The sequence below is a fragment of the Acinetobacter sp. YH12064 genome (assembly GCF_013419735.1).
Taxonomy (GTDB): Bacteria; Pseudomonadota; Gammaproteobacteria; order Pseudomonadales; family Moraxellaceae; genus Acinetobacter; species Acinetobacter amyesii.
Window position 1 is genome coordinate 1 of the sequence record NZ_VOZP01000022.1, and the last position, 15174, is coordinate 15174.

Genomic DNA, 15174 nt, shown 5'->3' on the forward strand with positions numbered 1-15174 from the left:
AAAACCTTCAAAATTCTTGCTGAGCGATATCGCAATCGAGGCAAAAGACTAGCATTAAGATTCAATCTAATTGCTGGAATTTATAACTTGGAGCTGAGTGAAAAATGACTTATGAAAGAAATCTATTTTGTTCCTTTTATAGGGGCACATTCTCTACATTGAGGAACAAGGTTATTTGGAAATATTGAAAATTCGGGCCAATCATCTTTAGGAATGAAGTGGTCCAAGGTGTCTGGTTTTTTAGGATCACCACAATAAGGACAATAAAGAAGCCCGTGATTATTTCTGCGATTCACAAGCGACTTATTTAATTCTTTAGGTGCTGAATTATAATAGGAGTGTAGTAAATCTTTATGCTGTGAATATTGACTTACAGCAGGCTTTATTTGATATTGAAGAATAAGACTCTCATAACCTGAATAGCTTATAGCTAAAGAATCTTTTAAAGTTATAAGCTCATTAACATTCTTTTTCCTGGAATTTGTTGCTAGTTCTAGCCAGTTGCAAGGAAGAGTACTTTTAAAACTGTCTAAATATTTCACTTATTATCCTCAATAATAATGATTTCCTCTTCTTTATTAATTTCTGAAAGTAAGTGGATCAATGCATCATCTCCAACAAGGTTTTTTATGTTATCTAAAGAAAAATTTTCATTGCTATTAATGAATTTATTGATTTCATGCTGAAAGGGTTTTTCAATATAGTTGTCATCAAAGACTTCAGCAATGATTCTTACAATCGATTCACCATAGGTTTCAATGGATGGTTTAAAGACTCTGGTTATATTATCTTTTTTTCTCAAAATGTTAATAGATTTCCGTTCTACTTCTCTTGCAATAATGGAAGAGTGTGTTGCTATTATTGAATATGAATTTGTTTCAAATAAAATATTTTTAATCATATTTATTAAGTTTACTTCTAATTCAGGGTGTAAGTATAATTCTGGTTCATCTAGAATTAATAAACTTTCTTCTTCAATTTCGGACATAATAGACGGTAGTATGTAAGAATAAATTATTTGTCCTGAGCTTAGAGAAAGATTAATATTATTTTTTTTAAAGATAAGACCAGTCTTATAATTTATAGATGACTCTTTTATTTTATTTAGTGATAAATCATTAGATATAAGAGTTTCATTATTGTTATTATCTATAATAAAAATATCGTCAAAATCCATACATAATTTAAGAGTTTCTTTTAATATTAAGAATCTAGTTTTTTCTTCTTTCCACCAGTTGTTTTTTTGGTCATATTTTATAATTTTAATTAAAGACTCAATACTGCGTTTAGCTGGGTAATCTAAATCAAAGTTTCCTTCTTCATTTTTAAATCCAATGTATGAATATTCATTAATATGCATTCTCTTTCTTTTATAACTTTTTTTTGATTTAGATGAATTACTTGAATATCTTTCATCTAACATGTTGAAGATTTGATTGTGGCAATAAAAATTTTCAAAAGGAGAATATGCAATAATTATTAATTTATGAAAAGCAGGTAGAGTATTGGTGTAGGGACTTAAACCAGTAACTAATTTACTGATTTCTTTTAATATGTGTGACTTGCCTACACCATTTTTTCCGATTAATAAGCAAATATTAGATTCACCGATTGGTCTATCCTTATTAAAGTTGAATGTTATTGGTTCAAAAGTATCACCTAATGTATCAATTGTAATTTCAAAATTTTTGTTTGCAATGTACTGTCCCAATGCAATTTGAAATCCTTTATTTAATATAGCACTAGAGGAATTACTTCGCATAAAACTGCTTTGGTAGCCTTCCCATTGAATATATTCTTCTAAATTACTTCTATGAAAACAAATATCACAAATTGACTCTAGATATCTTTCATTTTGTGGGGAGCTAAATATTGATTTAATTATTTTATAATAGTCAAACTTTTCGCCAATTGATATAAATTCAGCAGGATCAAGGATGTCTGATATATTATAAATTTTTTCACTAACAAGATTGCTCTCTTTTTTGAAAAGAGTTGATGTGTTTTTTGAGTTTTTAGATAGTACTTTTATATTTCCTAATTTTTTTTTACTTTGATTTGAAACATGAAATACTTGAAAGGTAATAATGTAGTCAAAATCATCCCATGGTCCCTTAAAATTCGTGCCTATGTGATCTTGTAATAAGTGTATGCCTTCAAACTTTTCAATATTTAATGTCTCTGAAAAATAAAAAATCATTTAAACTAACCTATTAAATTCTAAGAAATATTTTTAATTCCTAGTGTATATTTGAAATCTAAATCATATTTTCAACAATTGAAATATATTTAATCGCGAGATAGTTATTACATTATCACTCAATCTTCGCTTCGATAATGATGTTGTTTACAAGTTCAATATACTCTTTTGATAATGCGTCATATGGTTGTTTTTTTAGAATTTTATCTGTATTTAGCCGAATTATATGAGAATCTTTTTTGAACTCTGATAAGGCACTATGATCCATTCCACATAGAATTATTTGAATGTTTGATGAAAGGTTATGTTGAAGCAAGCTAATAATTCTTTTGTAATTCTCGGATGCCTGTTCATGTTGATTAGGTGTATCAATAACGAAGGGGGCGATGGCACAATTGTTTGCAAATTCAATTTGTTTAAGAATTGCAAGTTGATATGCTAATACTCCTCGGGTTCCTTCAGCAGCTCCTCCGCCTAAAATTTTTTTAAAATCCATAGGTGTTTTGACCCCATTTAGATTAATTCCAGTAGCGGACAATATTGCAATATTTTTCTCTAAATTATTGAAAAAATAATAACTTAGATCAGATTTTTCTTTTTTAGTTAGCAGCTTATTTTGATCTGATTTTATTTCTTTCTGAATTTTTTCAGCCCGTTTGGATCTTGATTCATGAGAAACAATAACGTCTGCAACATTTTGACTAACATTTTTTAATGCAATTGAATGTATGGCACTTTGCATATTCTGATTTAGATTTTCATGTGGTGAAATAATATATTTTTCATTAATTCTATTAATTTCAAATCTTACGTCATGTAGTTCTTCTTGTAAGTTTCTTAAGGCTGTTCTTTTTTGATTTAATGATTCTTTAATAAAATCAGCTTCTTCTTCAAGTAAACTTTTATCTGTCAAAATTCCTGCACGGCTGAGTAGAGAGTTATCATGTTTAGTTCCGCACATTGGGCATTCTAAAACGTCTTCTGGAATGTACTCGACAGCAAACGCATAGTCTTTTTCTAATTCACGTACTGAATTTAAAGCTATTCTATGTTGTTTTTCTAAATCATAAATTTCAGAATTTATTTGTGTTTGTGTATCAAAAAGGCGAGTTTGTCTTTCAAGAAAATTTTGGAGCTCTTCTTCTATTTCATTTTGAACATGATTTAGCTCTGCTTCTGAAAGAGCAATATTGGTTTTATCATTAGAGATATCTTCAATTACTTCTATAGCAGAACTAATACGTGCAATTTGTTCATCTGCTTCTTTTATGATGGATTTTTGTACAAAAAATTCTTCTTGCATCTCGAAATGCTCAGATTTTGTATAACCGCAGAAGTAACTAATTAGGGGACGTGTAAACCCTGAAAATTGCGTCAATTTATCAAATGAATTCCAAGGCTGATTCCAACTTCTTTTTTGATCAATATAAAAAGGCAAAAAAAAGTAAGCTGGTGGGGGACACTCTAGGTTATCAGAACGATTTGCTAACTTTAATTCAAAATTAACAATGTCTGAAAAAATTTGTGAATATTCACCAGTAATTTTAGGATATTTTCTTAATATAGATCCTACTTGACCAAATATGATTGAATCATGATATCTACTTGCGACATACGAAATATTATTTACAGTGAAATATATGATAGCTTTTATATCATTGCTCTTCCACTCTTCATCAAAATCAGGATCACACCCTAAAGCCCAAAATAAATTTTTTACAAGAGTGGACTTACCAATACTATTATCGCCTCCTGTAACGAGATTTAACCTCTTCGGAAATTCGAATTGATTCGCCAACTTTTTCGAGTCGGATATAAGTACAAGACGTTGAAATTGAAAGCTTCTCATTCTTTTGTGTCCTAAGATTCCTAATTAATAACTTATAATTTTGACTCATAAATCATCCACTAATAATGCGTAAAAAATTTCAACTTTAAGATCATCTGAGTCGGCAATTATGCTATCGAGATTATCAACTTTAGCTTGATGGAATAGCGCACTAACATAGTCTAAGTCGGAAGAAAAAGAATTATAATCAACTTTTTGAATCAATGACTTAACCGTTCTAATTATATTGATATCAAATGAGGTTGGAAATCCCGAGCGCTTTAATGCGAGAGTTTTTAATTTACTTCGTAAATTTCTAGTTGAAAGTGGACGCCATCCAAAATTCGAAACAAGATCATTAAAGTCATTTTCAAGTTGTGTAATTGTAGGTCTAGTTGTATTTAATGCTAGAACGTCATTAACCTCATCTGATGTTAACGATTTCTTACTAATCAATCTATCCCACTCTTTATAATCGAGCTGAATACGACCTTTACGTCCCATCTCATCGATTATTGCTCTATAAATATCTACAGCATTGCATTGGGCTCCTGAGAATATTGTATTTACAAGTTTGGCAAATTGAGCCAATACATAATCTTCTTGGTTTGCCAATTGAATTTCAGGGACAATGAATTGTAAATGAGATGGTAATAAGCTAATGCCTAATTCATTATTAATTTGATCTGTTAAGTTCTTAAGGCAGTCTTCGCTAAGGTCACCTACCTTAATTATGTCTAGTTGTAGATTCTTTTCTGTTTTTAATGAGAATCCGCTAGATGATACTAAGCCAATTTGAGTGATTCTTTTTTCATATTGTGTTCCAATACAAGAGCTTAGCAATTTTCCTAAGACAGAGCTTTTAAAAGTATCTTTTTTTCCTTTCTCTCTTTTTGTTAGGGAGTTTTCAGTAAATGAGGCTGATTGATTTTTAACTTGGTAAAACTCAAATAAGGCTTCTTGTCCATTTAAGCTATTTGCGATTATAACATCTTCATGATATTCAATTAGTAAAGCATACTCTTCATTGCTTTTATGTTTTTCAATGACTCTACATAAAGCCCAATGGTATTGAAAATTATATTTACCAAAAGTACTGGCACCAGCTGATTCTCTTTGGGGTTCAGCAAGAATATTTTCAGTCATATTAAAAATACCAAACTTAGTAGTTTTTATAAGTTGTTGTGAGAATAGCTTTTTTCTTAGTCCTTTGGAATACTTCGAAAAATAAGTTCATTTGGATCATTTTTTATCTATATGGTTGTTATTTAAACTTAAACGGAAGTTACTCCAAATTTACTTTGCTTAAGTTATTGTTTTGTAATGTTTATTTTTTTTATATGCAATCCATCATAAAAGCCGCTGAATTAATAGGCTACATTTAATAATATAAATAGGTTAGCTAATAAAAATAAATCCAATAAGCGTACAGCTTGCTGGATTTATTTAGTCTATATCAACCGTATTGGTGCTCAATTCTAACCGTAGCTCTATTGTGATCTACATGTATTCAATAGTCAGTTCAATGAGTTCATCAAAACTCAACGACGCTTTAAACTTTTAGTGTATCCACAATTTGGGTAGCGATTGCGCGCTAAAAAATCACCGAATTTTCCTGTTTTTTTCCATAAACGGCCTTGTCCGCATTTTGGACACAACCATTCTGGTGGGATATTACTATTGATCGCTTTATGCTCATCTTGAGGTATATGGATAAATTCTTTAAAAAGTTGATCACTGGTAATTTCTTCAAGAAAAACTGAATTACGTTCTCCAATTAAATAAACTTTTTCCTTTGCACGCGTTAGTGCAACATAAAATAGACGACGTTCTTCCGCAAATGCATGTATCTCAGGTTGTGGTAAGACTAAGTTTAGAAGAGGATCATCTTCTTTTTCAGCAGGGAATGCGCTACTGCCACTATTTAAGCCTAGAAGGATGACATAGTCTGCCTGTAAGCCTTTTGAAGAGTGGATGGTTTTAAACTCAAAAGTACAATTTCTAAGAAACGGTAAAATACTGTCTAAATTAGGTTTGTGGTATTTATAGCGACCCAAAATATAAATGGATTTTTTCTTACCTGAATCCGCATTGGCATTATTGATTTCCATAATGGTTTTAAGCAGGTATTCATTAATTTCCTGAGTTTTTGTTAAAAAGTTTATTTCAACCACTTTACTGCTGGTCTTATCAACGGCGTTGACGACTTTTTGAAGCTGAAATTTATTTTTTTTGATAAAGCCACTGGCAACATTGGCGATACCCTGATTAGAGCGGAATGTCTGGGTAAGTTGAGTTTGTTTGGTATAACCAAAGACCTTTTCAAATTGAGTGAAAATACTGATGTCTGAGCCTGCAAAACGGTATATAGCTTGCCAATCATCCCCAACACAAAACAGTTTTGCTTCTGGTATTTGATTCAATAAGGACAAAATGAGTCTGGCCCTAGCTTGTGATGTATCCTGAAACTCATCCACAATAATAAGCTTGAAAGGGCTTTTGTATTTCTTTTCATTAATTAACTGGGCAGACTCAATCAGCAGGTCATCGAAGTCGTATTCTTTATTAATTTTTAAGAACTGGTCATATTCTTGATAAACCTTGGAAAATAGATGTAAAAAAAGACTTTCGCGTAGGCTGAGTGAGGGACTGGCTAATAGGTCGGCTATATTGGCTTGATTAGACTTGTAATGACTTAAAAAACTGGCATAAAGATCATTCGCATCAAATTCATAAATAGACTGTGCCTTGGCGTTAATCTCAGCAAGGCTACGTGGCTTAAATATTTGCCCTCTTGATTTAAGCTCTTGTTCCAACTTCTGAAAGATGGAACCTGTAATAAACTCATGAAAGGTTGTAGTAATTAAATCCGTCTTATATTGTTGATGGATTCCTGATTTCCACTTCATGTCTTCCTGATATCTTTGTCCAAAATGCGCAGGCGGTTTGCCATGCTGGTCTACAGCATAGTGTTCCAGATACAGTTTTATTTCAGGCAGGTAAAAGTCAGGCTTATATTGGCGGTGCTGTTCATTCGCTGTGTCATGCTCGTAGTTTTTTTCGTACTGATAAGGAACTCCTTGGCTATATAACCAGTTGGCTATTGCTTTTTCACCATGGGATTTAACAATCTCTCCTTGATAGGTTTCGAAGCCATCCTTGAATCTGTCAAATGATCGTTTCTGTGCCTTCTCCCAATCATTTCTAGTCTTAAAAGCAAAAGGTGACAAAGGGGCTCTTAAATAAGCAGTTTTAAATAAAAGATACTTTTCCTGAAAGTCTGAGTCTGTTTCGATTAATTGTTGAATAATCCGATTCAGGAGGGCTTGAGGCTTTCCTGCATCGTTGGATACAGATGGGCTTTTACCTGTTGCTTTTCCAATGACCTTAACACCAAATTTATGGAAATTAAGTGCTTCGACACAGCTATCAAACTGGGAGAGAGTATCCTTTAGCCTAAAGTTAATGCGCTCACTCAGTTCTTCACCTGCATTTTTATTGAATGCCAGAACAAGAATCTCTTCTGGTTTATAGAGTCCAGTTAATAGGGCGTATCCCACTTTCCCAACAATCGTGGATGTTTTCCCCGAACCCGCTGCAGCGACCAATAGGTTGCGGTCTTCAAAGATGATGGAGGAAACCCGTTGTTCATCAGTTAGGGGGGTACTCTCTACCTGATCGAAAAATTTCTTAAAAGTCTTTAACTCACTTTCAATGAAGCGCTTATTTTTGGTATCAATAGCGTAGTTTGCCTGAATCGATAATTCAATAAACTGTCGAAGTTGTTCAAACTGATTTTGTAGTATAGGCTCAAATGCAAAAGTGCTATCCCTTTGAATGAGGCTATTAAATTGTTCAACTAAGGCTTTTGATTTTTGTGATAAATCTGATCTAAACAGGTTGCATAGACGATAGGATAGGTAAATATTTTGTTGGATAAAATTTTGATATTCCAGTAAGAATGGTCTCAAAGCTTCCTTGATTTTTTCAGCATTTCTTTTATTTCTCAGGAATTCTGCATCATCATGAAGTTTGATTTGAAATTCTTCAGCCTGTGTGTTGAATATACCTTTGAACTGAAAATTTTGATCGAGGGTTTTCAGTGTCAATGATGACCATATCCAGCCCTTTTGGATATGTGTTTCCAGCACCTGCTCAAGATTAAGCTTTATGGTTTTGGTATCTAACTCAAGTACTAGCTCTGGGAAAGTATAATTCATTCGCCACTTGGTAGCGTCTGCAAAGATGTAGCTGAGGAAACTTGGTCGTATATCCATAATGGCCTAAAATGAAAAAAGATTTTTTAATACTTGAAGATTTATAACTAATTATAAAGTTTGCAGAAATTTTATTCAGCTCTTCTTTTGCTCATTATGGACATAGGTGGTCTATAAACCTACTGAAGTACACTATTCTATTGTAATTCATTTAAAATGATGCATAACTTAAAACCCCGAAAGCCGAAACTTTTAGGGTCACAATAAAGTGCTTAATTATAAATCTGATCGATTAATATGAACTTTTTTCAACTTTAAACGTTGTGTTGGTGTACTTAAACCGAACCCAGTATTCAGGACCAATCAAACTGTATTTTAAAGTGGTAAGACGCATACCAATATAGTTCTGACTTGTATCATAAAAATTGGCTTCTATACCATAAACTAAAGGTTCTATCCCTGAGTTCATGCAGGCAATATCACTCCACACAACACTGGTTTTACCTTCTCGGAATACAAAAGGTTCAACATCTGTATAGAGCTGAGATTCAGCAAAAGGGGTAAACTCGGTATCTTCGCGTGCTAAAAAAAATATGAGCCGAATACTCTTAAAACCTCGAATAGTCGTTTCCTGCTTCGACAAAATACCTAGAGTGTGATTTTCAGCATTGTTAGCCCAGACTGCTTCGATAATTTTACCTGACGTGGCATGCAGCATATCCTCAATAGTCACAGGACTAAATGTTTTCTGATCCATTGAAAAATCATCAACATTCATAAACTCAGCAGAAACAAGCAATGAATGAACCTGAAACATTGAATTGTTACATAAGACAGCTTCTTCAAAACGGTTATAAGCCTTTCTAGAATTGCCAAATGAAGAATCCCAGTGATTTTTCAAGCTCATAAAATCTCGTGTTTTAGATCTCACTTTTAGATCCTGACAGAACCCATCAACAACTGCTTCAAACTGTTGATACAATCCAAGTGGAAAGTCAATGAGCCTGTGCTTATACAGCAAATCAACCATCAGCTTGATCTCTGGTCTGATGATCACATCTGAAAATTTACCTGTCAGAAAAGGATTAATCGGAATATCCTGAATAATCTTGAGTAAATTAACACCTTTCGGCGTTAGATAGACATGTGGCACCAGACAGTCATAAGTTGGTTGTTTAGAGATAATTTTAAAAGTCTTATTTTCAGCAATCATACAATATAACTTCAAATAATCATCCAAGCCTACAGGAGGGCGATTATTAGGGATATAGCCAATAAAAGGCTGAATATACGCTTGAGTAATGTGGTGAGTGCTGAGTAGGGATGCATATGATTCATCAGGCTGTAATTTAATCATGCTTCATCTCCCGTTATTGAATTGAGATCTAATAGTTTTGATCTTGGGCGTCCACGAGTCTGTGGTTTTAAAGGTTGACTAATCTGGAAACGACGTCCATTTTTCATATTGCTGAAAATGAATAACTGACTGGTTTTACAGTGATAATCGAAACCATCCTCAAGCCACTTCCTTTTTTCGGATTGGTTATACTCGATCGTACCTAAAAAGCAGTTTTCGTAAGTATGCTTACGCATATTGGAGATGTAAGCATAACCCTGATCATTGGTCACTTTTTTCCATAGCTGCTCAATGCCCTGTGCAAGGCTAATGTCTTCCTGATTCTTATTCCCATTAAAAAACCAGAATGTATGCAAGTGGAATCCACGTCTTGGTGTATATTCAAAACGAAAAATATAGCCGATGGCTTGTTTCAACACGGGGTTATGCCGCTTGTTTTCTAGCAGCTGTTCAGCGCATTTTTTAAATGCATCAAAATCATTTTTAGACAAACAATCTTCAGCTTTGAAATACGTTTGCATTAAAGTCTCAAGTTGATGTTTGAGATATAAATCAACTCTGACAACGACTACACGTGAATAGCGTTCAATTAAGGAATTGAACAGTTTAATCATTCGAGACTTATTATTTTTGAGGTTTTTTCGCTCATCGTAGACTTTGCGTCTAATGTTGGGGCGATGGAAAAAAGCACGAATTAATCCACTAAACTTATTCATGGCGTTAATGTACGGGAGCAAATCCTCCTTCAGACTAGAAGGTGGTGGTGTCCCATTCCGTAGTAGCTCTAATTCCTCTTCTGACATTTGGTTCTGTGCATCATCAAATGCTTGAATATCGAGGCCAGTGATAATGTCTGAATGCGAAGAATAGTTTAAATATTCTTCCATATCAGAAGGTAAGTTGCTCATGTGAGCAGGGGGCTTGACGACAAAGGAATATTGATTCATCGACAGTTTTTTGACTTCAGCTGTAACTTCAGCAAAATTATTATTTTTATATTGTTTGACGATTTTAGCTTTCCCAAGTGCGGGCGCTAGGATGTTATCCAGAGCATTTACAATCAATGCGGTTTTGTCACCATTATTGACTGGAGTAGTTTGCAGTTCGGTTTCAAATTGCTGGAGCCATTGGTCATGCGTACCCATATATCGACCAGCATCGGGTTTGAAAATATTCATGTTCATTACACTCAATTTAAGATTAGAAGTGCAACTGTGATCTGTATTCTGAATATAGACATCCACTGGATACTGTTTAGCGCAGTATCCATGATGAGATGTTGGTTGGTTTAGCTAAATTAGAATGAGCTTGAGTTATATCTTCTACACCAGTATGTCTATACACCAACAACCTATAGAGTCATATAAGTATTGATATATCTGAATACTTTTAAACTACTAATCAGCTATAAATACATAGAATGTTATGTGATAAATAGATATAGATTAATAGTAAATATATAAGACCGTAATTCATTGAAAATTAAAATGATAGCCTAGCCATACTTATAATTTCAGAATGCATTGCACAGCTGCATTATGTTTTGAATTTACTAGTACGGCGTTAGCTCACCGAATCGGCTTGGTCGCGGAATGAGATTTTGCTTTCAATCCACGCTTCAACTTCAGAGAGTAACCAGCGTGAAGCATTATTTAACTTCACTGGTTTAGGGAAGTCTGGATCATAGCGCTTAGACCGCTGGTTCAGTCGGTCATAAATGGATGACCGAGATAAACCGATCAGTTTAATCAGCTCAGGTAGACGCAGCATTTGAATCGTATTTTGGATAGTAGACATTTAGATTTCCTTCTGTAGCATTGGTTCAATCAGGAAGGTGTTGAACCAATGAATAGAAGGTACTTGAATGAAAATGCACTTGATGCAGGAAGTGCGTGGAGCCTGTATGTTTCTTAATGTAAAAGCGATGAATTTAATCATTTAGAAGATTTTTCAAAGACTGATAGATTTCATGATTCTTTTTGAGCATCCTCTCAGTATCACCAATAAAGCTTCTATTTGCTTTAGAAGTTTTAGGCATCTTCAATTTGAAAGCGCTTTGTTTTTTATTGGATTGATTCCTAATAGCTTTTTCTTTGAGTTCACTCAGTTCATGACTGTTGTGAATTGATGTCGTAGGGGCAAATAAGAATTGATCATAGATAGGTTCACTTATAGTGCTTAATGACGAATTCGTCAGATTTTGCACAATTTGCTTTTGCAGAAGCATATTAAATTTGAGCTGTCGTCGTTTTTCTTCCTTTATATATTCTTGTAAATCATCAAAGTTAAATTTCCTGCTGTCCCTTTTGTACCTCAATACTTCTAATATTTCAGGTGTAAATTTGGTTCTAATCTTTGCAAAGACTTTCACTTGTTGCTGTTTATTTAATATTTCTATCTGATATTTTTTAAGCTCAGATCGTAAAAGCTTGTCAATTTTATAATGAAGTTTTTTATAAGATTTTTCTTTTTGAGTATATATTTGCCTTAATGTATAACGTATATATAGTTCTGCTCTTATATTTAAATATTCCATAAGTTGTTCGAAAAGTATTATTTTTTTTGGTGTAAGGGCGTAGATTTTTGAATTATGCTTTCGTATAGCATACTTATTTTTAAATGGACCAATGAATCGAAATGAAAAAAAGGATAATTCCTTTAGTGTATTTTGGTCTATTCTTGAAAAATTTAACTCATTCCAAAGTAACACACGGTCATATTCATATTTCTTGATAAATTCTTCAACAAAATCTATATAAGCTTTTTCTTTGATTTCATCAAGCTCTTGTGAAAGATAGCTGTTCTTAATGTGCTTGATAGATTCTTGTAAAGCTTCAGGTAACAATTCTGGAATATAGCCAATGGAATGATTTGCGACCTCTCTAAGCAATATTTTGTATAAATCTTGAGCCTGCTCATGATTTTTAGTTTCGATGGCAGAACGATAAATTTTTATGCCTTGAATTATTTCATGATAATGTTTAGGCAAATATTCAAAATCCAGTTTTTCAGCTTTATTATTGCCATTATTAGGAGTTGGTATTTGCACATGTTCTGTGCATAACCTTTTTTCTCGCTCTTCATCCGATTCTCGAAACAGTCCTTCATCATGTAATGTATTTATTATTGTTTTAAGCGTTTCGAAATCAGTTGCCATCCTGATAGATTTGTTGAAATTGAAGGGTGGAGTAGAGCGGATTTTTTCAAATACATACTTTTCTAGATCATTTACGATTTTGATTTGATCACCTAAAGTGGTATTCTCAGAATGTTCTACTATGGTATCCATGATTTCTCTATCTCAATATTTTGTTTGAATATTCCTGTAAATTTTCGCCTACAAGCCCTCATCAAAAGTGTACGGAATTTTGCGTTATTTTAGTACAGACTTTTGGGTAATTATGAAATATATCATCAATATATACGAATTAAATATCCTGTAAATATATAGGGGGGAGTTGTAGTTGAATGGGTAATTTTATTGTGTGAATTTTCAGTAAATACTAATCATAATTTACAACAAAACTGAGCCCAATCAGTCATCAAACTCTTACGTTTTTCCAGATAAGCCCCACGTAAATATGCAGCTTCGACTTCATCAGGTAGCTTATGTGCCAGTACGTGCTCACAAACCTCTCTAGGGTAATCTGTTTTGTCTGCTGACCAGTCCCGGAAAGTAGAGCGGAAACCATGTGTCGTGATCACTCTGTTTTGTTTAGGATCTATATAGCCTAAGCCATCTTCTTCAACTTTTTGTTCATGCATTCGTTTGATTAGAGTGGTCAATGACATGTCAGAAAGCATCTGCCCATTACGAGGTGCAGGAAAAATGAAATCTTGTGGCTGAGTATATGCTTGAATTGATTTAAGCAAACTAATAGCTTGTTGAGACAAAGGAACACGATGCTCTTTATCTGCTTTCATTCGTTCTTTAGGAATAATCCAGACTTTATTCTTAAAATCAATTTCCTGCCATATAGCTCCAAAAATCTCACCAGACCGACAGGCAGTTAAAATTGCAAATTCCAGGGCTTTAGATGAAATTCCTTTTTTCTGTCTCAGGTGTTGAATAAATTCAGAGACCTGTTCATAAGGTAAGGATGGGTGAGGGCGTGATTCCTGCTTTAAGTTGCCTAAGATTGGCTCAAGATTACCTTTCCATTCGGCAGGGTTATCACCGACAAAATATCCCATAGCCTTGGCGTAATCAAAAATTGTTTCTATACGACCACGAATACGTTTAGCTGTTTCGTTTTTCTCAGTCCAGATAGGTCTAAGAACTTCGGCAATATCAACTTTAGTAATTGCACTGATGCTAAGATTCCCCAAGGTTGGATAAATATAAGTTTCCAGTGTAGATGACCATTGTCCAATATGTTTTTCATTTTTGAGTTCACGAGTTTTATTGGCAATAACGACTTTTGCACATTCCATAAATGTTTTGTCACGAAGTTTCTGAACATACAGCTTTTCAAGCTGTTGCTGCTTATGAGCAATCGGATCAATACCGCTTCGTATTTGTAACCTTAATTCTGTTGCCTTGGCACGCGCTTCAGCTAATGAAACTTCAGGGTAAGGGCCAATACCAATATCACGGCGATGTGGTTTTAGTTTCCCATCTTTATCCAGACGTTTTCCCACTACTGCACGCAAAATCCAGACACGGGAGTTACCTTCGACATTCAGGCAAAGGCCATCAACGCCCCCTACAGAATGTCGCCCAGTCTCCTTAATTTTTGCTACACTGAGAGCAGATAGCTCTTTAGATTTTTTTGGCATGTTCTTTTTTACCCCACAACCTACCCCTCATAAGATACTGGAAATGGTTGGATGAAACAAGATGGCTTAGGATGGTTAAGTTTATAAATAATTGAAAAATATATATTTAAAATATTATCTGGGATTGCTTAGGACTGCTGTTAGACGGACACCGCTTCCGCCAAATTCAAAAAAGCCCCTGTAGTGATACAGGGGCTTTTTTTGTCTTAGATTTTAATTTGAGACGGCAATCTTATTCATTAGTATTTTTAAACAATGCTAAAAATGGATATAAGACTTAAAATTCAAGTCAGAAATTAATACAAGGGTTGTCAAAGGTAGAATTAAAAGTAAGAGAAAAGAATGTTTATAGATTGATAGTGTAGAATTTATTTTTAATGGCCTATTTATTTAAATCTTTCACAAGCATTGGGCAGAGCTATGATCGCTTATTTTGAAAAAATGTCAATTGTATTTTATTTGATCAATTGTTTTGAAGTGTTAGCAAGGCTTGGCAAGAGAATTGAAAGTGCTATATTTAAATCACGGTAGGTCATAAAACGACGCTACCAATAAGTTGGACGGATCAATGACAGCTCGTTGAGTTTCGTAATATTTTAGTCTTAAGATATTGCAGACAAGAAATCAGCACTAGCCTTCCAACATAGAGCCCGCAGCAATGCGGGCTTTTTAATGTCTTTCAAAATGTGAAAATATAGTGTTTTTGTCAAACAATAATTAAATAGTCAACTTATGTTATTGATATATATTTACTAAAGTAAAATAAGTTTACATTGCCATGAAATCTAACATT

At 33.6% G+C, this 15174-nt stretch carries 10 protein-coding genes and 1 pseudogene; 1 reads left to right on the forward strand and 10 read right to left on the reverse strand.

Features of this window, described 5'->3' with window-relative positions; translation table 11 throughout:
- A pseudogene (locus FTU13_RS16505) lies at window positions 1-108 on the forward strand (IS5/IS1182 family transposase); the annotation flags it as partial.
- Between the two features lie 14 nt (window positions 109-122).
- On the opposite strand, the gene FTU13_RS16510 reads toward FTU13_RS16505, so the two are convergent.
- The 10 genes from FTU13_RS16510 to FTU13_RS16555 form a co-directional block, all read right to left on the reverse strand.
- Complete coding sequence (locus FTU13_RS16510) at window positions 123-542, reverse strand: HNH endonuclease (protein ID WP_180161132.1); 420 nt, start codon at window positions 540-542, stop codon at window positions 123-125.
- Window positions 539-2200 carry an AAA family ATPase gene (locus FTU13_RS16515; protein ID WP_180161133.1) on the reverse strand — a complete coding sequence of 554 codons (1662 nt, stop codon included), beginning with the start codon at window positions 2198-2200 and terminating at the stop codon, window positions 539-541. Before FTU13_RS16515 ends, FTU13_RS16510 begins: the two co-directional genes overlap by 4 nt.
- Window positions 2201-2315: 115 nt before the next feature.
- A complete protein-coding gene (locus tag FTU13_RS16520) occupies window positions 2316-4049 on the reverse strand; it encodes an AAA family ATPase (RefSeq protein ID WP_180132140.1) in 1734 nt (577 codons plus the stop codon).
- A 45-nt stretch (window positions 4050-4094) separates the two neighbouring features.
- Window positions 4095-5174 carry a DUF4297 domain-containing protein gene (locus FTU13_RS16525; protein ID WP_180161134.1) on the reverse strand — a complete coding sequence of 360 codons (1080 nt, stop codon included), beginning with the start codon at window positions 5172-5174 and terminating at the stop codon, window positions 4095-4097.
- A 395-nt stretch (window positions 5175-5569) separates the two neighbouring features.
- A complete protein-coding gene (locus FTU13_RS16530) occupies window positions 5570-8305 on the reverse strand; it encodes a UvrD-helicase domain-containing protein (RefSeq protein ID WP_180132138.1) in 2736 nt (911 codons plus the stop codon).
- 232 nt (window positions 8306-8537) lie between these two features.
- Complete coding sequence (locus tag FTU13_RS16535) at window positions 8538-9602, reverse strand: hypothetical protein (RefSeq protein WP_180132137.1); 1065 nt, start codon at window positions 9600-9602, stop codon at window positions 8538-8540.
- Window positions 9599-10780 (reverse strand): inovirus-type Gp2 protein, encoded by a 1182-nt coding sequence (locus FTU13_RS16540; protein ID WP_180132136.1) that lies wholly within the window; start codon window positions 10778-10780, stop codon window positions 9599-9601. Before FTU13_RS16540 ends, FTU13_RS16535 begins: the two co-directional genes overlap by 4 nt.
- Before the next feature lie 385 nt (window positions 10781-11165).
- Window positions 11166-11399 (reverse strand): AlpA family transcriptional regulator, encoded by a 234-nt coding sequence (locus FTU13_RS16545; protein WP_180132135.1) that lies wholly within the window; start codon window positions 11397-11399, stop codon window positions 11166-11168.
- Between the two features lie 133 nt (window positions 11400-11532).
- Window positions 11533-12891 (reverse strand): hypothetical protein, encoded by a 1359-nt coding sequence (locus FTU13_RS16550; protein ID WP_180161135.1) that lies wholly within the window; start codon window positions 12889-12891, stop codon window positions 11533-11535.
- A 218-nt stretch (window positions 12892-13109) separates the two neighbouring features.
- Complete coding sequence (locus FTU13_RS16555; protein WP_180132145.1) at window positions 13110-14381, reverse strand: site-specific integrase; 1272 nt, start codon at window positions 14379-14381, stop codon at window positions 13110-13112.
- Window positions 14382-15174 lie beyond the last annotated feature (793 nt).